This window comes from Streptomyces sp. NPDC047515 (assembly GCF_040643055.1).
GTDB lineage: Bacteria > Actinomycetota > Actinomycetes > Streptomycetales > Streptomycetaceae > Streptomyces.
The window spans coordinates 163,302-184,826 of sequence record NZ_JBEYTM010000011.1 but is presented as its reverse complement, the minus strand read 5'-3'; the positions used below and the strand labels follow the sequence as shown (position 1 = coordinate 184,826).

Sequence of the window (21,525 nt, the reverse complement as noted above, 5' to 3'; positions counted from 1 at the left end):
CCCACCACGCGGGCCGGACGGCCCGCCCCCACCTCGGGCCTGCACACACTGCGACGGTTCGCGGCACCGACCGGATCCCGGCCGGAGCAGTGCGAACTCTGCGGCGTACGGGTCACCGAGGGGAACCACCGGCATGTGGTGGACACCGAACAGCGCTCGCTGGCGTGCGCCTGCACACCGTGTGCCCTGCTGTTCGAACGACCTGGTGCCGCACAGGGCCGGTTCCTGAGTGTCCCGGACCGCTACCTGGCCGAACACGACCACCGCTTCGACGACCACGCGTGGGAACTCCTGCAGATCCCGGTCGGGGTCGCCTTCTTCTTCCGCAACGCCGCACTGGACCGACTGGTGGCGCTGTACCCGAGCCCTGCCGGAGCCACCGAGAGCGAACTCGATCCATCGATCTGGCAGACGGTCCTCGGCGGAAGCCGCCTCGCCGGACTGCTGGAGCCGGATGTGGAGGCGCTGCTGTTGCGCCGCTCCGAAGGCCGGGTGGAGTGCTATCTCGTACCGATCGACATCTGCTACGAACTGGTGGGCCGCATGCGCCTGTTGTGGCAGGGCTTCGACGGCGGAGCCGAGGCCCGAGCCGATCTCCGGGCCTTCTTCGAACACGTCGAACGCCGCTCCGGGGCAACAGCGGGGGAGCGGCGATGACGGAGTTCACTTTCACCTGCACCGGCGTACGCGCCGACCCGTACGCGGCGGGCCCCACGCTCGTGTTCCGGCTGCGCGTCACCGCCTCCCCGGGCGCCCGGGTGCACGCGATGGCGTTGCGCTGCCAGATCCGCATCGAGCCGGCCCGGCGCGACTACGAACCCGCCGAGGCCGAGGGACTGGCGGACCTGTTCGGCGAGCGCCCGCGCTGGGGCAGCACACTCCAGCCCGTGCAGTTCGCCCAGGTCCCGGTCATGGTCCCCGCGTTCACCGGGGAGACGGAGACGGACGTCGTCGTGCCCTGTACCTACGACCTGGACATCGCCGCGACACGGTATCTGAACGCGCTGACGGAGGGGGAGGTGCCGCTCCTGATGCTCTTCTCCGGTACCGCGTTCACCGGCTCCGGCGGCTTCAGGGTCGAGCCGGTGCCCTGGGACCTGGAGGCGCCCTTCCGGATGCCGGTGACGGCGTGGCAGGAAATGGTCGAACAGCACTTTCCCGGATGCGGCTGGATCCGTCTGCCTCGCGACACCATGAGCGCGCTGCTCGCCTTCCGCTCCCGGCATGCACTGGCGTCCTGGGAATCGACCGTCCGGGCCCTGCTCGACGCCGCCGGATCCACCGCCCTCCAGCAGCACCGGGCCTGCGCCGGCACCGGGCCGGCCGGGCTCGCCGAAAGGACGGTGCAATGACCGCGGCCGCGCTCACCCCCGCGCTGGAATCGCGGTTCGCCACCGCCCGCGGGGTGGCCGACGCCGTCCTCTTCGAGGGCTACGTCCTGTATCCGTACCGTGCGTCGGCGGCCAAGAACCGGCTCCGCTGGCAGTTCGGAGTGCTCGTACCACCGGCCTGGACGGCAGCCGCCGACGAGCACGACTTCCAGCACACCGAGTGCCTGATGGAACCGAAGGCCGGCGCGACCCTGGCGGCCGAGGTGCGCTTTCTGCACGCCAGACGACGCATCGTGCAACGACTCCGCGAGGACGGCACCTTCGAGACCGTTCCCGAACTCCACCTCACCGACCGGGTCCTCGTTCCCTGGGACGAGGGTGCGGAGGAACGGATCGAGGTGCTCGCCACCGTGGCCGAGCTCACCGGCGACGGCGTCGTCGTCCCCTTCTCCCGCCCGGCGCGCGAGGAGAGCGAGACCGTCCGCGACGAGGACGGCCGGACCGTGGGCCGGCTGGTGCGCCGCTGCGAGGAGATCAGCGGGAAGCTACGGCTCTCCGCCGTCGAACTCGACGGCCCTTACCGGGCGATGCGGCTCACCGCCGTCGTGGAGAACACCAGCGCATGGACCCCGGACGCCGATGACGGCGACCGCGACGCCGCCCTGCCCAGATCCCTGGTCGCGGCGCACCTCCTCCTCGGCCTCGACACAGGCGCCTTCCTCTCCATGACCGACCCTCCCGAGTGGGCCGCGGGGGCGGTCGGGGCCTGCCGGAATCTGCACACCTGGCCCGTACTGGCCGGTGAGCCCGGCCGAGCGGACCTGATGCTCTCGTCCCCGATCATCCTGGAGGACCATCCGGCCATCGCTCCGGAGAGCCCCGGAGCGCTGTACGACTCCACGGAGATCGACGAGATCCTCACCCTGCGCACAGCGGCCCTGACGGACCGGGAGAAGCGCGAGGCCAGGGGGACGGACGACCGGGCGGCGGCCGTGATCGACCTGGCCGACTCGATGCCCCCCGAGGTCCTGGAGCGGCTGCACGGCGCGGTGCGGGCCCTGCGGGAGGTCACCGAACCGGGTGCGCCCGCGGCCGTCGCGCCGAGCGGGCGTGCGCGCGCCCCGGAGGATTCCGACGCCGGTGACCTGATCCGCCCGGACCAGCCGTGGTGGGACCCGGCCGCCGACGACCGGGTCGATCCGGCGCGCGACCGGATCCTGGTGGACGGCCGCTCGGTGGGCTCGGGCAGCCGTGTGCTCCTGCGGCCGGGCCTGCGCCGCACCGACGCCCAGGACCTCTTCCTGCGAGGCCGCAGCGCACGGGTCGAGGCGGTACTCCACGATGTGGACGGGGGAGTGCACCTCGCCGTCACCGTCGAGGGCGATCCGGGCGCGGACATCCGGCGCGAGCAGGGGCGGTTCCTCTACTTCCAGCCCGACGAGGTCGCACCACTGGAGGACGCATGACACCGCCCCCGGCACAGCGGGCGACCACTCTGGTCGCGGGCGTCGGCAACATCTTCCTCGGCGACGACGGCTTCGGTGTCGAGACCGTACGACGACTGACCGCGGAGCCTCTGCCCGGCCACGTCGAAGCCGTGGACATCGGCGTGCGCGGAGTCCACCTCGCGTACCAGCTCCTGGACGGCTACGACACGCTCGTCCTGATCGACGCCGCCCAACGCGGCGGCGAGCCCGGAACGCTGTATCTGATCGAGGCCGACCGGCCGGGCCGGATCGAGCCGCAGGAGGCCCTGCTCGACGGCCACCGGATGTCCCCCGACGCGGTCCTGACCCTGCTGGAGACCCTGTGCGCAGGGACGGGCTGCAGGCCTCCGCAACGCACGCTGGTCGTCGGATGCGAACCCGCCCGCGTCGACGAGGGCATCGGTCTCAGCGCCCCCGTGGCCGCCGCCGTCCCACAGGCCGTGGACATGGTTCTGCGGCTGGTGCGGGACGACGAACAGGCCACGCCCACCCCACAGCCGGCAACAGGCACGGCCGTGAACTGAGGAGACGAACACGTCATGAAGAAGATCATTATCGGCGGCGCGGTCGCCGCCGCCCTTGCCGCACTCCTGACCCAGGTACTGCCCGACATCAAGCGCTACGTGCGCATGCGGTGCATGTGACGGCACCGGGGCCCGGAGAGGAGCCGGGCTGCACCGAATGACGTACCTGGCGTGCGACGTCGGCGAGCCGACCCGCCGGCGGCGGCCACCCCCGGTCTAATGACGCGGGCAGGACGGAGACCCATGCACGAGATGTCCATCGCCATGGCCGTTGTCGGCCAGGTGGAAGAAGCGTTCCGGCCCGAAGGCGCCGTCGGCGTCACGTCCGTCCGGCTCCAGGTCGGCGAACTGGCCGGAGTGGTGCCGGAGGCACTGTCCTTCTGCTTCGAACTGGCCTGTGCCGGGACCGTGCTGGAAGGCGCGGAGCTGATCGTCGACTCCGTACGGGCGAGAGCGCGCTGCGAGCCCTGTGCGGACGAATGGGCGGTCGGAATGCCGCCGGTGCTGTGCTGCCCCGTGTGCGGGGAAGCGACCGCGGAGCTGCTCTCGGGCCGCGAACTCCAGATCGCCGACGTCCACTGGGACGACGGCCCCGCGCACGGGCACAACCGTGAACCGATTTCCGAGGAGCGCTGAACCATGTGCCGTGTGGTCGATCTGCAACAGGCGGTACTCGCGAAGAACGACACGACCGCGCAGCACCTGCGCACCGAACTCGCCGGCCGCGGCACAGCGGTGGTCAATCTGCTCTCCAGCCCGGGGAGCGGGAAGACGGCACTGCTCGAACGCGAACTGGTGCTGGCCCGCGAGACGGGCGTGCCCGTCGCGGCACTGACCGCCGACCTGGCCACCGAGAACGACGCCACGCGCCTGGCCCGCTCCGGAGCCTTGGTCAAGCAAGTGCTGACCGACGGGCTCTGTCACCTGGAGGCCCACATGCTGAGCGGGCACCTCGACGGATGGCTGCCCGAGGACACCCGGCTCCTCTTCGTGGAGAACGTCGGCAACCTGGTCTGCCCGGCCTCCTACGACCTCGGCGAAACGCTGAGGGTCGTCCTCGCCTCGGTCACCGAGGGCGAGGACAAGCCGCTGAAGTACCCCACCGCCTTCGGCCTCGCGCATCTCGTCCTCGTCACCAAGGCGGACATTGCCGAGGCAGTGGAGTTCGACGAGGACGCGTTCCGCGCCCATGTCGAGCAGGTCAACCCCGGGGTGGAGGTGCTCCTCACCTCCGCCCGGCGCGGCGACGGCGTCGGGGTGCTCCTCGACCGGGCGCTGGACGCCGCGAACGGCGCCCCGGTCCACCGGCCCGTCATGGCCCGGCAGCACCCTTCCCCCCACACCCACACCCACGCACATACCCACGCACACACGGAGCACGGCGCGGACGACCGGGACCGGTCCCGCACGCATACCGGTCGGGGCGAGCAGGCCGCCGTACCGGGCGCGCCCGGCGCCGCGGCGCAGACCCGCGCGTGACGGCGCCACGGTCCGGCCGGGCCTCGGGCGAGCCGACGCAACGTCGCCGGGTCACGGTGCGAGGCGTCGTCCAGGGCGTCGGATTCCGGCCCTACGTCTACTCGCGCGCCCTCGCGATGGGCCTGGCCGGACATGTCACCAACACTCCCGAGGGCGTCGTCGCGGAAGTCGAGGGATCACCCGCTGCCGTGGCCCTGTTCTGCGAAGGGATCGCGACGGACGCGCCGCCCATGGCCGTCCTCGAATCCGTCGAGCACCGGGAGGTCCCGGCCGCGGGCGGCACCGGCTTCGCCATTGTCGCCTCCCGGACCGGCGGACCCTCCCGCACACTGGTCCCGCCGGACATGGCCACCTGCGCCGACTGCCTCGCCGAACTGGCCGACCCCGCGGACCGGCGCCATCGGCACCCCTTCATCACCTGCACCAACTGCGGCCCGAGGTTCACCATCGTCACGGGGCTGCCGTACGACCGGGCGCACACCACCATGGCCGGCTTTCCCATGTGCGACGAGTGCGCCCGTGAGTACGCGGACCCGGCGGACCGCCGCTTCCATGCCCAGCCGGTCGCCTGCCTCCGCTGCGGACCCCGGCTCGACCTGTTGGTGCCGCACCCCGATCCGGGCACGACCCCGCGACGCACCCATGCCGCGGACCCGGTCGCCGCGGCCCGCGAACTCCTGTCCGGCGGCGCGATTCTCGCCGTGAAGGGACTCGGCGGTTACCACCTCGCCTGTGACGCGAGCAACCCCCGGGCCGTGGCCGAGCTTCGCCGTCGCAAGGCACGTGGCGACAAGCCGTTCGCCCTCATGGCCCGCGGCATCGACGACATCGAGCACGTCGTCCGTGCGAGCGTCGAGGAGCGGGCCCTGCTCACCGACGTCGCCCGGCCGATCGTCCTGCTGCGGCGCCGAGCGCGCGCCGCCGTGCCGGGCGCCCCGGTCCCGTCGGACAACGTCGCCCCGGGCAGCCCCGACCTCGGTGTCATGCTCGCCTACACCCCTCTGCATCACCTGCTCCTCGGCCTGCCCGGCGACCCGGCCGGGCCGCGCCTCCTCGTCATGACCAGCGGCAACGTGGCCGGGGAGCCGATCGTCACCGACGACGCCGAAGCACTGGAGCGGCTCCACGGCCTGGCCGACGCCTGGCTGACCCACGACCGCCCGATCCGGGTCCCGTGCGACGACTCCGTCGTCCGTGTCTGCGACGGCGAACAGCTGATCGTGCGCCGCTCCCGCGGATACGCCCCCCGGCCCCTCGAACTTCCCTTCCCGGTACCGGCGGGGCTCGCCGCCGGGGGCGACCTCAAGAACGTCCTGTGTCTGGCCAAGGGGCGCAGAGCCTGGCTGTCCGCCCACATCGGCGACATGGACGACCTCGCCACACAACACGTCTTCGAGCGCGCGGCGCAACAACTGGAGACCCTCACCGGGGTGCGGCCCGGCGTCCTGGCCGTGGACCGGCATCCCGGATACCGCTCGGGGCAGTTGACCCGGCGCCTGGCCGGTGAGCGGCCGGTCGTGCGCGTGCAGCACCACCACGCGCACATCGCCTCCACGATGGCCGAACACGGCCTGGACGGCAGCCGGCGGGTGATCGGCGTCGCGTTCGACGGCACCGGCTACGGCGACGACGGAGCCGTGTGGGGCGGGGAGATCCTGTTGGCGGACTACGACGGATACCACCGGTTCGGACATCTCGCATACGTTCCGCTGCCGGGCGGTGACGCCTCCGTGCGGCGTCCCTATCGCATGGCTCTGGCCCATCTGCGCGCGGCGGGGATCGGGTGGGCGCGGGACCTGCCGTGCACGATGGCCTGCCCCCCCGATGAACGAGGGCCGCTGGAACGGCAGTTGGAGCGGAATCTCAACTGCGTCCCCACCTCCAGCATGGGCCGGCTGTTCGACGCGGTCTCCTCCCTCGCAGGTATCTGCCACCGGGCCGGATACGAGGCCCAGGCCGCCATCGAACTCGAAACGGCCGCGCTCCAGGCTGCCGAGGGCCACCGCGAGGGATACGACTTCGCTCTGCGGGTACCCGACCCGGGCAGCGGGGCGGCGCTGATCGCCGACCCCGCGCCCGTACTGTCGGCCGTGGTCGACGACGTGCGTGCGGGCACCGAACCGGGAGTCGTCGCGGCGCGCTTCCACACGGCGGTCGCCGCACTCGTCCGCAGCACCTGTGTCCTCGCGCGTGAGCAGTACGGCCTGGACACCGTGGCCCTCACCGGCGGAGTGTTTGCCAACACCCTGCTCTCCTCGGAATGCGCCCGGACGCTTCGCGGGCACGGCTTCACCGTTCTGCGCCACCACCGTGTCCCCCCGAACGACGGGGGACTCGCGTTGGGGCAGGTGGTGATCGCCGCCCGGAGCCGGGCCACCCGAACACCCGACGGCCGTTCCAACACGGCGCGGGAGACCGAAGCCACCCACTGACGGCGTGTCCCGGCAGGGCCGGGCAGGTGACCAACCACAGCGAGGAGAAGCCATGTGCCTGGCGGTGCCCGGCAGAGTGCTGGAGATCGAGGAACGGGACGGTACCCGAATGGCCACCGTCGATTTCGGCGGAGTGGTCAAGGAAGCGTGTCTGGAGTATCTGCCGGACCTCGAGGTGGGCGAGTACGCCATTGTCCACGTGGGGTTCGCGCTGCAGAAGCTGGACGAGGAGTCGGCCCGGCAGACCCTGGAGCTTTTCACCCAACTCGGCTTGCTGCAGGAAGAGTTCGGTGATCCGTGGGAAATGGCGGCCGAGGCGGGCGGAGCCCCGATGCCCGGCTTCGGTGAGGCACCGCAGGAGGCTCGGCAGTGAAGTACATCGACGAATTCCAGAACCCCGAACTGGCCCGACGGCTGCTCGACGAGATCCACTCCACTGTGACCAGGCCGTGGGCCCTGATGGAGGTGTGCGGGGGTCAGACCCACACCATCATCCGGCACGGCATCGATCAACTCCTCCCCTATCAGGTGGAATTGATCCATGGACCGGGCTGCCCGGTGTGCGTGACCCCGCTGGAGGTCATCGACAAGGCACTGGAGATCGCCTCCCGTCCGGAGGTCATCTTCTGTTCCTTCGGCGACATGCTCCGCGTCCCCGGAACCGGCCGTGACCTCTTCCGGGTCCGTGGTGAGGGCGGCGACGTGCGCGTCGTCTACTCCCCGCTCGACGCACTGAAGATCGCCCAGCAGAACCCGGACCGGGAGGTCGTGTTCTTCGGAATCGGCTTCGAAACCACCGCCCCTCCCAACGCGATGACGGTCTATCAGGCACGCAGGCTCGGCATCCGCAACTTCAGTCTGCTGGTGTCCCACGTCCGGGTGCCCCCGGCGATCGAGGCGATCATGAGGTCGCCGGACTGCCGGGTGCAGGCATTTCTTGCCGCTGGGCACGTGTGCAGCGTCATGGGCGTGGGCGAGTATCCCGCACTGGCCGAACGCTTCCGCGTCCCGATCGTGGTGACCGGATTCGAACCGCTGGACATCCTGGAAGGGGTGCGCCGGACCGTGGTCCAGCTGGAACGCGGCGAACACACCGTGGACAACGCCTACCCGCGCGCGGTGCGCCCCGAGGGCAACCCGGCCGCACTGAGCATGCTGGAGGACGTCTTCGAAGTCACCGACCGGGCCTGGCGCGGCATCGGCGTCATTCCCGACAGCGGCTGGCGGCTCTCCCCGCGATATCGGGACTATGACGCGGAATACCGTTTCTCGGTGACCGGCATCAACACCCGCGAACCCGCGCAGTGCCGCAGCGGAGAGGTGCTGCAGGGCCTGCTGAAACCCCATGAATGCGAGGTGTTCGGCACCACCTGCACCCCTCGCACCCCACTCGGGGCCACCATGGTCTCCAGCGAGGGCGCTTGCGCCGCGTACTACCTCTACCGACGGCTGGACATCGACACGACGGTGCCCGTGGAGGCGATCCCCGTTGTCTGAGACCATCGAGACGTCCACGCGCGGCGCCGCGACCGCCGAGGGGGAATCCGCCTCCGGCGTCCCGTCACTCGATCCCACGGCATGGACGTGCCCGGCTCCGCTCCGCGACCACCCGCGCATCGTGATGGGGCACGGCGGTGGCGGCGCCCTCTCCGCCGAACTCGTCCAGCACATCTTCGCCCCCGCCTTCGGAGGCGAGACGCTCGCGCAGATGGGCGATGCGGCGTCCGTGCGGCTGGGCGGCGCCCGCCTGGCCTTCTCCACCGACACCTTCGTGGTGCGGCCGCTGTTCTTCCCCGGCGGCAGCATCGGTGACCTCGCGGTCAACGGCACCGTCAACGACCTGGCCATGAGCGGCGCGCGCGCCGCCTATCTGTCCTGCGGATACATCCTGGAGGAGGGCGTCGAGCTCTCCGTCGTGGCGCGCGTGGCCGACGCCTTCGGTGCCGCCGCGCGCCACGCGGGTGTCGAGGTGGCGACGGGGGACACCAAGGTGGTCGAGGCCGGTCACGGAGACGGCATCTTCATCAACACCGCCGGTATCGGTCTCATCCCGCCCGGCGTCGATCTGCGTCCCCAGCGGGTCGAACCGGGCGATGTCGTGATCGTCAGCGGGGCGGTCGGCGTCCACGGCGTGGCCATCATGAGCGTGCGCGAGGGCCTGGAGTTCGGTGTCGAGATCGAGAGCGACTGCGCCGCCCTGGGCGGGCTCGTGGAAGCCATGCTGGCGGTCACCCCCGAGCTGCACGTACTGCGCGATCCCACACGTGGCGGGCTCGCCGCCTCCCTCAACGAGATCGCGACGGCCTCGGGCACCGGAGTCGTGATCCAGGAACGGGCTGTCCCCGTCCCTGCGCCGGTGGCCAATGCCTGCGCCGTCCTGGGGCTCGACCCGATGTACGTCGCCAACGAGGGAAAGCTGGTGGCGTTCGTCCCGCGCGAAAGCGCCGACGCGGTCCTGGAGGCGATGCGCGCGCACCCGCTGGGACGGGACGCGGCCGTGATCGGGGAGGCGGTGGCAGCCCACCCCGGCATGGTGGTGGCCCGCACCGGGCTGGGCGGCACCCGAGTGGTCGACCTGCCGGTCGGGGAGCAGCTGCCGCGGATCTGCTGACGGCCGTGTCACGCCGTGCGGGGCCGACGCCCTGCCGCCGTACCGTCAGCCACGGAACCGAACCGGCCATTTCGAGTGGCCGGCCGCGCCCCGCACGCGGCCGGCCACCCAGGGCCTCTCGTGTGGATCAGGCCGGGCTCGCGTGCTCCGATGCCGTGCCGCGCCGCGTTGTCGTCGATCGCCATGGTTCTGCCATGACTCCCTCCTCCGCCTTGCGACCCACGGCGCCGGACCCCGCTCGCCGATCCGGCCTGATCCAAACGAAAGACCCTGGGCGTACCTCCCTCGGCGCCGGTATCGGCAGTGCGGGGGCGATGCGGTGCGGGAGGCGTCAAGCGCTCTTCTGGCCAAGCGCGACAGGGGCCCGGAACCCGGGCGTGGTGACACCGGGGGGTGCGTGCCTAAGGTCTGAGTGCGCGCAGCGAAGCAGTCCGGTCGAACCACCGAAAAGGTCAACGACGCATCGCCCAGGGGGAAGCAGTGCCGCGTGTCGAACCCGGCCTCGTACGGGCCCTGCGTAGGACTCCCTCACTTCGCCTGAACGTCGCCCACCGGGGCAGGACGCGGCGTCCAGGACTGAAGCCGCAGGAGCGCGGCCCCACCGGATCGGTGAAGGACCGCAGCGCTGTGGGGCGCCTGGCCGGCATCAGCGCGCATCTGCGCGAGCACCGGTCCGACGTCGCCGCGGTCGCGGTGGACCTACGAATCTCGCTCGCCGTCGCCGGCAGTGCCGGGCGCCGCCTGATACCGGGCACAGGGGCCGGCCGGCCGTCGGCCTTCCTCCAGGGGCCGCACAGCTACGACCGCGTCGTGCACGTCGACGACATCGAGGTGATCGCAGTCCGCCGTATCCTCGCCGAGGACCTGGGAGTCGTCCTCGGGGGTTCCAGCGGCTGTGCCGTACGCGCGCTGCTGACCGACCTGGAGAACGACCGCACGGACGGCCGGCTCCCGGTGTGCCTGGCCGCCGACGGCGGCGGCAAGTACCGCGACACCCTCCACTCCGACGACTGGGCGGCCGAGCAGGGCGTTGCCAAGGAGATCACCACCGCCGTGAACCAACTGCGCAGCGAGGGACTCTTCTTCGACCGAGAGTGCCAGGAGCACTGACCATGGGCACGAGCACCGCCCTCGACCGGAGTCGGACGGGAACCGGCTATCGGCAGTTCCTGCCACTGGTCCAGGGTGCCACGTTGATCGAGTGGACCGGTACGGGACTGTTCCTTGCCGTCTCGACCATCTACTTCGTCAAGGTCGCTCATCTCAGCACCTCGTCCGTCGGCACCGGCCTGACGATCGGCGGAGCCGTCGCAGTCGCTGCCGCCGTGCCCATCGCCCGGCTGGCCGGACGCTTCGGGCCGAAGTCCGTGCTGATCGCCGTGATGCTGCTCCGCGCGCTGGCCACCGTCGGCTATCTGTGGGTGGACGGCTGGTGGAGCTTTCTCCTCGTGGTCGCCGTCATCGCCGTCACCGAGCAGTCCTCGCCCCCTCTTGTGCAGTCGTACGTCGGTGCGCGGGCCCCCGAGAGCCTGCGCGCCAAGGTGATGGCCGTACAGCGCACCGTCGTCAACCTCGGCATCAGTCTGGGCGGATTGATCGCCGGAGTCGCCCTCGGTTCCGGAGCGCCCGGAGCCTTCCGGCCGCTGCTGATCGGTGGCGCACTCGCCTATGTGGTGGTGTCCGCGGTGTACGCCACCGCGCGGAGCGAGGAGGTCGCGATCGCCGTCGACAGCGCCCGTGTCGCGGATCTGCTCAAGGACCGCCGACTGCTGGGCTTCACGGCGTACAACGCGCTGGTGTCGCTGTGGATGCCGGTACTCAACGTGGCCTTCCCGCTGTGGCTCGTCACCGAGACGGACGTTCCGGAGCGTTACGTCGGCATTCTGTACGCCGTCAACACCGTGCTGTGCATCGCCCTCCAGTACCCGCTCAACCGCTGCTGCAGCACGACGCGCCGGGCGTGGTACTCGTACGCCACCGCCGCGCTGCTGCTCTCCCTCGGTGCCCTGGCCTTCGCCGCCGCGCCGGGCTTCGGGACGCGGGGGGCACTGCTGGTGCTCGGCGCCGCCGTCGTCCTCCTGACGTTCGCCGAACTGCTCCAGGTCGGCGCCTCGTGGACGCTCTCCTTCGACCTGGCACCTGAGGGGGCGCGCAGCGCCTACCTGGTGCTGTTCAACACCAGCCGGACGGTCGCCAACCGGGTCGCCGGCCCGGTGCTGATGACCGGCGTCGTGCTCGCCCTCGGCACGGCCGGCTGGATCGCGCTCGCCTGCGTACTGCTGCTCGGCGCGCTCGTCCCCCTTGTGATGCTGCGCGGACCGCGTGACACCGATGGCTGAAGCACCCCGCCCGGACCGCCTCACCACCATCGATCCCCTCGTCAAGGAGCCCCGGCCGCCCCAGGGCCGCGACTGTCGAACACCAGGGGATGCTCAACCATCTGTCGGCCAAGGGCGACGACCCCGTGCTCACCGTGGACGACCGGCCGGCGAGCACGGCGGGCCGACGCGCCCCCTGCGCCGCATCCTCGGTGCACCCACCGTCACCGCGATCGCTGCGCTGTGCCGCGAGATCCAGGAGGAGGAACAGGCATGAACGTCCCATGGCTGAGCATGCCGGGCGAAGAGCCGCCGTCGGGCCGGGACGGCACCTTCGTCGTCTGCTTCGCGCCCACCGGCGCCCACGGTTCGACGTTCGTGAGCTGGCGGGGCCGGCTGCCCGAGGACACCGCACTCGCGCTTTTTGATCACACCGCCGGGCCGCGGCACCCGGGTCGACGAGGAACCCGTCACCGACATGGCGGCCTACGCGGATGCGGTGGCGGCCGAGGTACGTGCGTCGCGTGGCGGGCGGCGGCTGGTACTGATCGGTGTGAGCCTCGGCGCGCTGCCGGCGTACGAGACATGCTGCCGGCTGCTCGACGCCGGAGTGCCGGTCGCGCGGCTGTGCGCGGTGGCAGGACAGTGTCCCGGCGACTTCCACGGCGACGGCGGCGACGTGACGGTGGAGGACGCCCGAGCCTTCGTCACCGGGGTCGGGCTGACCGACCCGGAGCTGCTGGCGGATCCCGACTCTCCGCACAGTCCGGCTACTACCCGAGCATCGTGCCGGGCACGGCGACGGCGGAATTCCGGGCGGCGTTCCTGCCGGGGGCCGACGACCCCGGCCGTGTCGTCGCCGAACTGCGTTCACTGATCGGCAAACGGGCGACGCCGACCGTGGTCGGCAACCCCGGCGAGAGCGAGCAGCAGGCTCTGGACCGGCTGCGTGGCTATCTCGCGGTGCCCGACTCCAGCTACGACACGGACGTCTTCCGCGCCTGGCAGACAGCCGTACGCCGGACGCATCCCGGAGTACGCGCCACCGCCTGCCAGTTCGAGGCAGTCACCAGCGCGGTGCCGTTCCGGGAGCAGAACATACCCGTCTACGGCATGTACCCGTTCACCGTGAACCGGGACATGCTCAAGCGCATGCACGGCACCGACGAACACATCGGCGTCGAAGCCCTGCGCCAGGGCACTGAAACCGTCTACCAACTGCTGGCAGGACTGCGTACCGGGGCCTGACCGGCCTCACCGTACGGGCGCGCCCCGCCGGGCACGCCCGTACGGTCGTCGAACCCCTGACGTCAGTCCACGGTGACCCAGTCGAGGGTGCGCTCGACCGCCCTCTTCCAGCCGGCGTACCCTTCGGCGCGCTGCTCGTCGTTCCACTGCGGCTCCCAGCGCTTCGACTCCTGCCAGTGCTCGCGCAACTCGCCCTCGTCGCGCCAGAAACCGGTGGCGAGGCCCGCCGCGTACGCGGCTCCCAGCGCGGTTGTCTCGGCCACGACCGGGCGACTGACCGGCACCCCGAGTACGTCCGCCTGGATCTGCATGCACAGGTCGTTGGCCGTGACCCCGCCGTCGACCTTGAGCACGTCGAGATGGACACCGGAGTCCTGCTCCATGGCCTCCACCACGTCGCGGCTCTGATAGCAGATGGCCTCCAGAGTGGCCCGTGCCAGATGGGCGTGGTGTTGTAGCGGGCGAGGCCGACGATGGCGCCGCGGGCGTCCGAGCGCCAGTACGGAGCGAAGAGGCCCGAGAACGCGGGCACGAAGTACATCCCGCCGTTGTCCTCGACCGTCCGGGCGAGCCATTCGCTCTCCGCGGCCTCGGTGATGATCTTCATCTGGTCCCGCAGCCACTGCACGGCGGAACCCGTGACGGCGATGGAGCCCTCCAGGGCGTAGACGGCCGGGTTCCGACCGAACCGGTAGGTGACGGTGGTGAGCAGCCCGTGCTGCGACCGGACCGGCTTCGTGCCGGTGTTGAGCACGAGGAAGTTGCCGGTGCCGTACGTGTTCTTCGCCTCGCCCGGCTCGAAGCACACCTGCCCCACGGTGGCCGCCTGCTGGTCGCCGAGCACCCCGGTGACCGGGATCGCCGCCCGCAAGGGCCGGGAGGTGCGCGTGCGGCCGTACGCCTCGGCGTCGGAGGACGGGTTGATCACCGGCAGCATCGCTCTGGGGATGCCGAAGATGCCCAGCAGTTCGTCGTCCCAGTCGAGCGTCTCCAGATCCATCAGCATCGTACGGCCGGCATTGGTGACGTCCGTCGCGTGGATGCCGCCGTCGGGACCGCCGGTGAGATTCCACAGCACCCAGCTGTCCGTGTTCCCGAACACCGCGCGGCCCCGCTCCGCGGCCTCACGCACTCCGTCGACGTGATCGAGGATCCACTTGATCTTCCCGCCGGAGAAGTACGTGGCCGGCGGTAGCCCCGACTTGCGCCGGATGACCTCGCCATGCCCCTCGTCCTCCAGGGCCTTGGCGATCGAGTCGGTCCGGGTGTCCTGCCACACGATCGCGTTGCAGTACGGACGGCCGGTGCGCGGATCCCACACGACGGTGGTCTCGCGCTGGTTGGTGATCCCGATGGCGTCGAGATCGGTGGCGCCGAGACCGCCGGTGCGCAGGGCGTTCTGCATCACCGAGTTGGTGCGCTCCCAGATCTCCACCGGGTCGTGCTCCACCCAGCCGGGGCGGGGCAGGATCTGCTCGTGCTCCAACTGGTGCTTGGCCACTTCGTTTCCGCCGTGATCGAAGATCATGAAGCGGCTGCTGGTGGTGCCTTGATCCACCGCGCCGATGAAGTCCGCCATGACATGCTGCCTCTCCTGAGTCGCGCCCGAAGAAGGAACCGGGCGTCACTTCTCCGGCGGCGTGGGGATGCTGCCCTCCGGCTCCGGTTCGGCGCCCGGCAGGAATCGGCCGATCAGGGCCTTGTAGACGAACGCGCCGATCAAGCCGCCCACGAGCGGGCCCACGATCGGCACCCAGAAGTACAGCTTCCCGTACTGGTCCCGCCACGCCCCTTCGTAGCCGGTGAGGAAGCTTGCGAGCCGGGGGCCGAGGTCACGCGCCGGATTGATCGCGTATCCGGCATTGGTGCCCCATGCCATGCCGATGGCCACGATGATGAGGCCCACGATGAACGGGCTGATGTTGGCGCCCGGCGGTGTGTTGAGCAGATCCGTGACCGCGAAGATCAGCAGGATGAGAATGGCGGTGCCGATGACCTGGTCCCGCAGCGCTCCCCATTCATGAACCGGAAGCGCGGTGTTCCCGTTGGCGGGCAGCGTCGAGAAGACGAATTGCGTCTTGATCGTGTGCCCCGGGTCGGCCTTGGCCAGAGCCTCGGTGTAATTCCAACGCACCAGCAGCGCCCCGATGAAGGCCCCGACCAACTGGGCAAGCGTGTAGGGAGCCACCTTCTTCCAAGGGAAGTCCTTGAAAGCGGCGAGCGAAAGAGTCACAGCGGGGTTGAGGTGCGCCCCGCTCAGTCTGCCCGCCACGTAGACGCCCAGAGTGACTCCGAGGCCCCATGCCCAGGCGATGCTGTCGTGATTCCCGAGGCCTCCCGGCGGTTCGGTGAGCGCACCGCCCGCGACGACCTGGGCCACGACACCACAGCCGAAGAGGATCAGCACCAACGTGCCGAGGAACTCCGCCGAGAGTTCCCCAGCGAGTCCCGATGTCTTGAGCCGCTCCATGGGAACTCGCTTCCTGTCGCGTCACGACTGCTGGCGGCATAGATCCAGATATGAGCGTAGACGCGGAGAAATGGTTCCGCACTCGGTGACGGAAGGCCGCCGGTGGACCGGCGCCTGACGCGCGTTTGCCCGTGCCGCCGGCCGGGGCGCCGGGTCGTCCTCCTTCCGGCTCACCCCCTGGGAGCGACCGCGGCACCGCCGATCTCTCAGTCCACGTCGACGTTGTCGAAGAGATCGAGCATCTTGCCGAGCACCCGGACGCAGGCCGTCACGTCGGCGTCGGTCAGGTTCCCGTCCACCCGGCGCAGCAGGTCCTGTTCGCGGGCGAGGGCGGCGTCGATCGCCGCCCTGCCGCCATCGGTGAGCCGGATCAGCGACGACCGCTGGTGGGCGGGGTTCGGGACGATCCGGACCAGCTGCCCCGCCGCGGCGTCGTTGACCATGCGCTGCACGAACTGCCGGCTCAGCGCCTGTGCGCGCCCCATCTGCGGGACCGTCATGGGCCCGTGCTCGCGCAGCAGCTCCAGGACAGCGCGCACGCCGACGGAGAGGCCTTCGATCGGCGCGGCCTCTTCCACCTTGCGCTGCACCCGTCTGTACAGCGGGCCGACAAGAGTGAACACCTCCGTGAGTCGCTGGGCGAGATCGTCGGGGGTCAGGGGCGGGTCGCTGTCGGTCACCCGGTCATCATGACACCTAGGTTGCCAATATGTGAGCAGATGGCACCTTGGTTGTCATGATTGCTACCTCAGGCCTGCTCTCCTACGAGACCGAGGACGGCCTCCTCCGCTACCGGGACAACGGGGCGGGCCCGTTGCTGGTGCTGCTGCACGCCGGCTTCCTCGACCACGGCATGTGGGACGACCAGGTGCCGGTTCTCGCGCGGCGCCACCGGGTGGTCGTGCCGGACGCCCGTGGACACGGCGCATCGTCCAACGCCGGTGGGCCGTTCCGTCACACGGACGACCTGGCCGCACTGCTGCGCCACCTCGACGCCGGTCCCGCGATCCTCGTCGGGGTGTCGATGGGTGCGGCGACCGCGGTCGACACCGCGCTCGAACACCCCGATCTGGTGCGCGCATTGGTCGTCAGTGGTGCCGGAACGAGCGAGCCCGAGTTCCAGGACCCCTGGGCCGAGGGGATCCTGGCCGACCAGGCCCGCGCCCTGGCCGCCGGTGACGTCGGAGGCTGGATCGACGCCTCCATGCTCTTCGCCGCCGGTCCGCGCCGCACGCTCGGCGATGTCGACCCCACCGTCGTGCGCCGACTGCGCGAGATGACCGTGCGGACGGTCGCCAAGCACACCGGCGACGAACGCGACTGGCGCCGGCCCGTGCCGGACACCTGGGCGCGGGTGGCGAGCATCACGATCCCGGTACTGGCCATCAGCGGCGGCATCGATTCGGACGACCATATCGGCATGGCCCAGCGCCTCGTACGGACAGTCGCCGACGGGCGTGCCGCAACCGTCGAGGGTGCCGCGCACTTCCCCAACATGGAACGACCGGAGGCCTTCGATGAGATCCTCGGGGGGTTCCTGGACTCCGTCATCGCTCGGGGGAGTGACGGCGGGTGGAGCGACGTGGTCGTCGTACAACGCGTAGATGCCTCAATGGTCTGCGCCTGCTCAGCGACGTCGCATGGGCGCGTGCCCGAAGCGTCGAGTGAGCCGTCCCACGCCCCGTGCGCGGCCGAGGACCCGCCGTACGCCGTACGCCGACAAGGCTGCGACAGGACGGGGTACGACAGGACGGGGAAACCCTCTGGGGGTATCGTCGGGCGCGTACCTCAGAACCCGTACGACCGAGCATGCGAGGCAGCCGTGGACCACAGAGGCGCGCGTACACCGGGAGTGTCCCGGCTGCTCGTGCTGTGTGCCGTCCTGTGCGGTCTGTTCCTCATGCACGGGGCTCCCACGAGCGCCGCCGAGGGTTGTCACGGTGCCCCGACGGCGGCCTCGGACCCGCACATGTCGATGACGACGGGTGCGGCCCACACGGCCATGCCGGACGAGCACGGCCCGGCGCAGGCCGCCGCCGTCATGCCCGCGACGAGCGGTGAGTCATGCGTATTCACCCACGCCCGCGATCGGCTGCTGCCGCTGCTCATGGCGCTGGGCCTGGTGGTCCTGGCCCTGTGGGTGCTCGGGAGACGGCGCACGGAGGTGTGCGGACCGGCACGGCGGGGGCCGCCCTTCGCCGGCAGGGATCTACTGCTCCAGGTGTGCATCGCGCGGACGTGACAGTTGTCCGCCGTTCCCGGCCGTCCGGCCGGACGGCCGGATGCTCCTGTCCCTTTCGCGCGCCACCGATGTGGCGCAATCCACCTGGAAAGAACGCGTGATGTCCGTTTCTCCGTCCTCCGCCACCCTCCGCCGCACGCTCGCGGCCGTCGGCACTGTTGCCGCGCTCGCTCTGACGCTGGCGGCCTGTGGCTCCTCGGAAAGCTCCAAGTCCGACAGCTCGTCCATGCCCGGCATGGACCACGGCTCCGGCAGTGCCGCCGCGTCGGCCACTCCCGGCGGTGCGTTCAACGCCGCGGACGTGGAGTTCGCGCAGCAGATGATCCCGCATCACCAGCAGGCCATCGAGATGGCGAAGCTGGCCGACGGCCGCGCCGCCGACCCCGAGATCAAGGTGCTGGCCGCCGCGATCGAGAAGGCCCAGGACCCCGAGATCAGCACCATGAAGGGCTGGCTGAAGTCCTGGGGCGAGCCGCTGCCCGCGGCCTCGTCCTCGATGGGTGACATGCCTGGCATGGACCATGGCTCGAACGGCTCCGGGATGCCCGGGATGATGTCCGACAAGGACATGAGCGGCCTTGAGGCGGCCAAGGGCAAGGACTTCGACAAGAAGTTCGCGCAGCTCATGATCGGCCATCACAAGGGCGCGGTCACCATGGCCGAGACCGAGCGGAAGAACGGCGGCAACGCCGACGCGAAGAAGCTCGCCGACGCCGTCATCACCGCCCAGACGGCCGAGATCGAGAAGATGAACAAGATCATCGCCAGGCTCTGACCCCTGGCGGGGGGCGGGCCCCGGCCTCACGTGGCCCGCACCCCCTCCCGTACGTGTTCCACGGAGTCACGTGACTGCTCAGCCCGCTTCCGACGCCGCGAGCAGGTCGCCCACCTCCTCCGCGGTGGTGTCCTGGAGCTCCTCCCCGAGGACCAGCCAGCGGGTGATGCCGACCGATTCGAGGAACGGCAGATCGTGGCTCGCGATCAGCAACGCTCCCTCGTAGGACTCGAGTGCGCTGGTCAGCTGCCGCACGCTGGCGATGTCGAGGTTGTTGGTCGGCTCGTCCAGCATCAGCAGCTGCGGGGCCGGTGCGGCGAGCATCGCCGCGGCGAGCGCGGCACGGAAGCGCTCTCCCCCGGAGAGGGTGCCCGCCGGCTGTTCCGCGCGCTTGCCCTGGAACAGGAAGCGTGCCAGCTGGGAGCGGATGTGGTTGTCGGTGACTCCGGGAGCCATCCGGGCCACGTTCGCCGCGACACTGAGGTCGTCGTCCAGCACGTCCAGCCGCTGCGGAAGGAATCGCAGTGGTACGTACGTCCTGGCCTCGCCGGACAGCGGAGCCAGTTCGCCGGTGAGGGTGCGCATCAGTGTCGTCTTGCCGGCGCCGTTGCGCCCGACGAGCGCGATCCGCTGGGGCCCGTGCACATGGAGGTCGCCCTGGTGCAGCTGGCCGAACCGGGGGCGCAGTTCGTGCAGGCTCAGCACGGTGCGGCCGGCGGGAACGGCGGTGTGGGGGAGGCTCACTCGGATCTCGGCATCGTCACGGATCGCGTCCGCGGCCTCCTCACGACGGTCGCGCGCCTCGCTGAGCCGGTCCTCCTGGAGGCCGCGAAGCTTTCCCGCGGACTCCTGCGCGGACCGCTTCCGGCGGCCGGCGAGGATCTTCGGGAGCCCGCCGTCGGCCTCCGTCTTCCTCCCCTGACGCTGGCGTCGGGCCAGCTTCACCTGGGTCTCCTCCAGTTCGCGCTTCTGTCGGCGCACATCCGCCTCCGCGGCGCGCAACATCCTTCCGGCGGCCTCCTGTTCGATACTCAGGGTTTCCTGGTAGGCCGACCAGCCGCCGCCGTACCAGTTCACGGAACCGGACCGGAGTTCGGCGATGCGGTCGACGCGCTCCAGCAGGTCGAGGTCGTGGCTGACCACGACCAGCACACCGGAGCGCCAGTTGTCGACGGCCTCGTAGAGCCTGCGCCGGGCGAGTACATCGAGGTTGTTGGTCGGCTCGTCCAGCAGCAGCACGTCGGGACGCTCCAGCAGCAGCGCGGCCAGCCGCAGAAGGACGGTCTCGCCTCCGGACAACTGGGCCACGGTTCGGTCCAGTTCGATGTTGCCGAGTCCCAGGGAGCTCAGGGTCGCCACGGCGCGTTCCTCGACGTCCCAGTCGTCGCCGATCGTCTCGAAGTGCTTCTCGTCCACATCCCCGGTTTCGATGGCGCGCAGCGCGGCGCGCCGCTCGGCGATGCCGAGGGCCTCGTCCGCACGCAGCGTCGTGTCGAGGGTGATGTTCTGCGGCAGGTAGGCGAGGCTGCCGCCGACCGCGACCGAGCCCTGGGTGGGGTGAAGTCGGCCGGCCAGCAGTCGCAGCAGGGTGGATTTGCCCGCGCCATTGGTCCCCACGAGACCGGTGCGGCCCCGGCCGATGCTGAGCGAGAGGCCGTCGAAGACGGTCGTGCCGTCCGGCCATTGGAAGGACAGAGCGGAGCAGGTGAGCGAAGCGCTGGGGGCAGTGGGTGTCGCCATGATGATCCTCGCAGTCGCAAGCGTGGTGAATGGGGGCTTCGTATGCGAGCACCACGCAGCGACCGTGCCGAGAAGGAGGGTGCGGCAGTCCGGAAGGTCGAAGGACGGCTGAGGCACCGAGGTCGCATCCGCGCGGGGTCACGGGCAGGAGAAAACACTGCTACTGCGTGACGGGCGTACGGCAGGAGCCGTACGGCGCGATGTTCGCGAACCTCAGATGCGCAACGTCCACCTCTATCGGAGACAACAGGGCCGCCAGGGACGATAGCGAGCCGCGGGACGAAAGGCAAAGCCCCGAGGTGACGGAGCCCCCGTCGGACGAGGTCGGTCCGGTGAGCGGTGTGCCGGAGCGGAGAGCCTTCGCACCGGCGGTCGAATGTCTCGATATGAGCGATTTGTCCGAAATTAATAACTTCGTCAATAAAGGTGGATTTATCCATCGACCGCACCATTTGGGATCCGAAAGAAATGTCCCTTTTGTGGCTTCGTGGTGTGAGTCACGTTTTGGGTTCCGAAGCGCTCGGCAGTCGGCGCGCTTCCCTTCTGTGCAACGAAATTTGGTCGCGCGGTGTGAGGTGGATTACGGCGAATTCAGTTACTCGATCTTGCAAATGAAATGTGATCCAAAAATAGGGGCTTGTTCCTTTCGGTGTTTCTCGCCTACGGTCACCGTCAATCCGGACGGAACGCCAAATCCTGCCGCCGTCCGAGAATCCGACCCACTCATGTTCGGCAGGAGCGGGGGACCCAGGTAAGCCGCCGGTCCGGTATCCGGAACGGCTCGGGGTGAAGCCGCATTCACGTGCGGCCGGACATCTCCAGTCCGAACCCGACAGCTCACCTCGCAGGCGACGGAGAGGAATTCAGC

19 protein-coding genes, 1 pseudogene and 1 riboswitch are annotated in these 21,525 nt (G+C 70.2%); of the genes and pseudogenes, 16 read left to right on the top strand and 4 right to left on the bottom strand.

Annotated elements, in window-relative coordinates; all coding sequences use genetic code 11:
* Window positions 1-48: 48 nt before the first annotated feature.
* The 14 genes from ABZ826_RS12645 to ABZ826_RS12580 all read left to right on the top strand — a co-directional run bounded on the left by ABZ826_RS12645 (window position 49) and on the right by ABZ826_RS12580 (window position 13,430).
* Window positions 49-657, top strand: coding sequence for a DUF5947 family protein (locus tag ABZ826_RS12645; protein WP_361446327.1), 609 nt, complete (start codon window positions 49-51; stop codon window positions 655-657).
* Window positions 654-1,352, top strand: coding sequence for a DUF6084 family protein (locus ABZ826_RS12640; RefSeq protein ID WP_361446297.1), 699 nt, complete (start codon window positions 654-656; stop codon window positions 1,350-1,352). Before ABZ826_RS12645 ends, ABZ826_RS12640 begins: the two co-directional genes overlap by 4 nt.
* Complete coding sequence (locus ABZ826_RS12635; RefSeq protein ID WP_361446295.1) at window positions 1,349-2,797, top strand: hypothetical protein; 1,449 nt, start codon at window positions 1,349-1,351, stop codon at window positions 2,795-2,797. The genes ABZ826_RS12640 and ABZ826_RS12635 overlap by 4 nt, the downstream gene beginning before the upstream one ends.
* Window positions 2,794-3,342, top strand: a complete 549-nt coding sequence (locus tag ABZ826_RS12630) for a hydrogenase maturation protease (RefSeq protein WP_361446293.1) — start codon at window positions 2,794-2,796, stop codon at window positions 3,340-3,342. Before ABZ826_RS12635 ends, ABZ826_RS12630 begins: the two co-directional genes overlap by 4 nt.
* Before the next feature lie 243 nt (window positions 3,343-3,585).
* Window positions 3,586-3,978: a hydrogenase maturation nickel metallochaperone HypA gene (hypA, locus tag ABZ826_RS12625; RefSeq protein ID WP_361446291.1), complete on the top strand. Its 393-nt coding sequence runs from the start codon at window positions 3,586-3,588 to the stop codon at window positions 3,976-3,978.
* 3 nt (window positions 3,979-3,981) lie between these two features.
* On the top strand, window positions 3,982-4,821 hold the full coding sequence (gene hypB, locus ABZ826_RS12620; protein WP_361446289.1) for a hydrogenase nickel incorporation protein HypB: 840 nt from the start codon (window positions 3,982-3,984) through the stop codon (window positions 4,819-4,821).
* Complete coding sequence (hypF, locus tag ABZ826_RS12615) at window positions 4,818-7,253, top strand: carbamoyltransferase HypF (RefSeq protein WP_361446287.1); 2,436 nt, start codon at window positions 4,818-4,820, stop codon at window positions 7,251-7,253. Before hypB ends, hypF begins: the two co-directional genes overlap by 4 nt.
* A gap of 52 nt (window positions 7,254-7,305) precedes the next feature.
* On the top strand, window positions 7,306-7,626 hold the full coding sequence (locus ABZ826_RS12610; protein ID WP_361446285.1) for a HypC/HybG/HupF family hydrogenase formation chaperone: 321 nt from the start codon (window positions 7,306-7,308) through the stop codon (window positions 7,624-7,626).
* The gene (gene hypD / locus ABZ826_RS12605) at window positions 7,623-8,750 is read left to right on the top strand and encodes a hydrogenase formation protein HypD (protein ID WP_361446283.1); all 1,128 of its coding nucleotides are present in this window, start codon (window positions 7,623-7,625) and stop codon (window positions 8,748-8,750) included. The genes ABZ826_RS12610 and hypD overlap by 4 nt, the downstream gene beginning before the upstream one ends.
* Before the next feature lie 4 nt (window positions 8,751-8,754).
* Window positions 8,755-9,864: a hydrogenase expression/formation protein HypE gene (gene hypE, locus ABZ826_RS12600; RefSeq protein WP_361446325.1), complete on the top strand. Its 1,110-nt coding sequence runs from the start codon at window positions 8,755-8,757 to the stop codon at window positions 9,862-9,864.
* Between the two features lie 480 nt (window positions 9,865-10,344).
* Window positions 10,345-10,974 carry a pyridoxal-phosphate dependent enzyme gene (locus ABZ826_RS12595; protein ID WP_361446281.1) on the top strand — a complete coding sequence of 210 codons (630 nt, stop codon included), beginning with the start codon at window positions 10,345-10,347 and terminating at the stop codon, window positions 10,972-10,974.
* A gap of 2 nt (window positions 10,975-10,976) precedes the next feature.
* Window positions 10,977-12,203 (top strand): MFS transporter, encoded by a 1,227-nt coding sequence (locus ABZ826_RS12590; protein WP_361446279.1) that lies wholly within the window; start codon window positions 10,977-10,979, stop codon window positions 12,201-12,203.
* A 403-nt stretch (window positions 12,204-12,606) separates the two neighbouring features.
* The gene (locus tag ABZ826_RS12585) at window positions 12,607-13,059 is read left to right on the top strand and encodes an alpha/beta fold hydrolase (protein WP_361446277.1); all 453 of its coding nucleotides are present in this window, start codon (window positions 12,607-12,609) and stop codon (window positions 13,057-13,059) included.
* Entirely contained in the window at window positions 12,969-13,430 is a 462-nt protein-coding gene (locus ABZ826_RS12580; protein ID WP_361446275.1) for a hypothetical protein, read from the top strand. The genes ABZ826_RS12585 and ABZ826_RS12580 overlap by 91 nt, the downstream gene beginning before the upstream one ends.
* Window positions 13,431-13,492: 62 nt before the next feature.
* On the opposite strand, the pseudogene glpK reads toward ABZ826_RS12580, so the two are convergent.
* From glpK to ABZ826_RS12565, 3 genes and pseudogenes are all read right to left on the bottom strand, one after another.
* Window positions 13,493-15,009, bottom strand: a pseudogene (gene glpK / locus ABZ826_RS12575) (glycerol kinase GlpK).
* A 45-nt stretch (window positions 15,010-15,054) separates the two neighbouring features.
* Window positions 15,055-15,900 (bottom strand): MIP/aquaporin family protein, encoded by an 846-nt coding sequence (locus ABZ826_RS12570; RefSeq protein ID WP_361446273.1) that lies wholly within the window; start codon window positions 15,898-15,900, stop codon window positions 15,055-15,057.
* A 206-nt stretch (window positions 15,901-16,106) separates the two neighbouring features.
* The gene (locus tag ABZ826_RS12565) at window positions 16,107-16,580 is read right to left on the bottom strand and encodes a MarR family transcriptional regulator (protein ID WP_361446271.1); all 474 of its coding nucleotides are present in this window, start codon (window positions 16,578-16,580) and stop codon (window positions 16,107-16,109) included.
* A 56-nt stretch (window positions 16,581-16,636) separates the two neighbouring features.
* Here ABZ826_RS12565 and ABZ826_RS12560 point away from each other — a divergent pair, with 56 nt between their 5' ends.
* Both ABZ826_RS12560 and ABZ826_RS12555 read left to right on the top strand, forming a co-directional pair.
* A complete protein-coding gene (locus ABZ826_RS12560) occupies window positions 16,637-18,142 on the top strand; it encodes an alpha/beta fold hydrolase (protein ID WP_361446269.1) in 1,506 nt (501 codons plus the stop codon).
* Between the two features lie 100 nt (window positions 18,143-18,242).
* A complete protein-coding gene (locus ABZ826_RS12555; RefSeq protein WP_361446267.1) occupies window positions 18,243-18,917 on the top strand; it encodes a DUF305 domain-containing protein in 675 nt (224 codons plus the stop codon).
* 78 nt (window positions 18,918-18,995) lie between these two features.
* On the opposite strand, the gene ABZ826_RS12550 is transcribed toward ABZ826_RS12555, so the two are convergent.
* Entirely contained in the window at window positions 18,996-20,657 is a 1,662-nt protein-coding gene (locus tag ABZ826_RS12550; protein WP_361446265.1) for an ATP-binding cassette domain-containing protein, read from the bottom strand.
* Between the two features lie 690 nt (window positions 20,658-21,347).
* Window positions 21,348-21,521: riboswitch (cyclic di-AMP (ydaO/yuaA leader) on the top strand.
* The last annotated feature ends 4 nt before the right edge of the window (window positions 21,522-21,525 follow it).

Excerpts from the sequence above, each read along its gene's own strand:
- ABZ826_RS12640 (WP_361446297.1), top strand. The coding sequence starts at position 654 with ATGACGGAGTTCACTTTCACCTGCACCGGCGTACGCGCCGACCCGTAC.
- ABZ826_RS12635 (WP_361446295.1), top strand. The coding sequence starts at position 1,349 with ATGACCGCGGCCGCGCTCACCCCCGCGCTGGAATCGCGGTTCGCCACC.
- ABZ826_RS12630 (WP_361446293.1), top strand. The coding sequence starts at position 2,794 with ATGACACCGCCCCCGGCACAGCGGGCGACCACTCTGGTCGCGGGCGTC.
- hypA (WP_361446291.1), top strand. The coding sequence starts at position 3,586 with ATGCACGAGATGTCCATCGCCATGGCCGTTGTCGGCCAGGTGGAAGAA.
- hypB (WP_361446289.1), top strand. The coding sequence starts at position 3,982 with ATGTGCCGTGTGGTCGATCTGCAACAGGCGGTACTCGCGAAGAACGAC.
- ABZ826_RS12610 (WP_361446285.1), top strand. The coding sequence starts at position 7,306 with ATGTGCCTGGCGGTGCCCGGCAGAGTGCTGGAGATCGAGGAACGGGAC.
- ABZ826_RS12590 (WP_361446279.1), top strand. The coding sequence starts at position 10,977 with ATGGGCACGAGCACCGCCCTCGACCGGAGTCGGACGGGAACCGGCTAT.
- ABZ826_RS12570 (WP_361446273.1), bottom strand. The coding sequence starts at position 15,900 with ATGGAGCGGCTCAAGACATCGGGACTCGCTGGGGAACTCTCGGCGGAG.
- ABZ826_RS12560 (WP_361446269.1), top strand. The coding sequence starts at position 16,637 with ATGATTGCTACCTCAGGCCTGCTCTCCTACGAGACCGAGGACGGCCTC.
- ABZ826_RS12555 (WP_361446267.1), top strand. The coding sequence starts at position 18,243 with ATGTCCGTTTCTCCGTCCTCCGCCACCCTCCGCCGCACGCTCGCGGCC.
- ABZ826_RS12550 (WP_361446265.1), bottom strand. The coding sequence starts at position 20,657 with ATGGCGACACCCACTGCCCCCAGCGCTTCGCTCACCTGCTCCGCTCTG.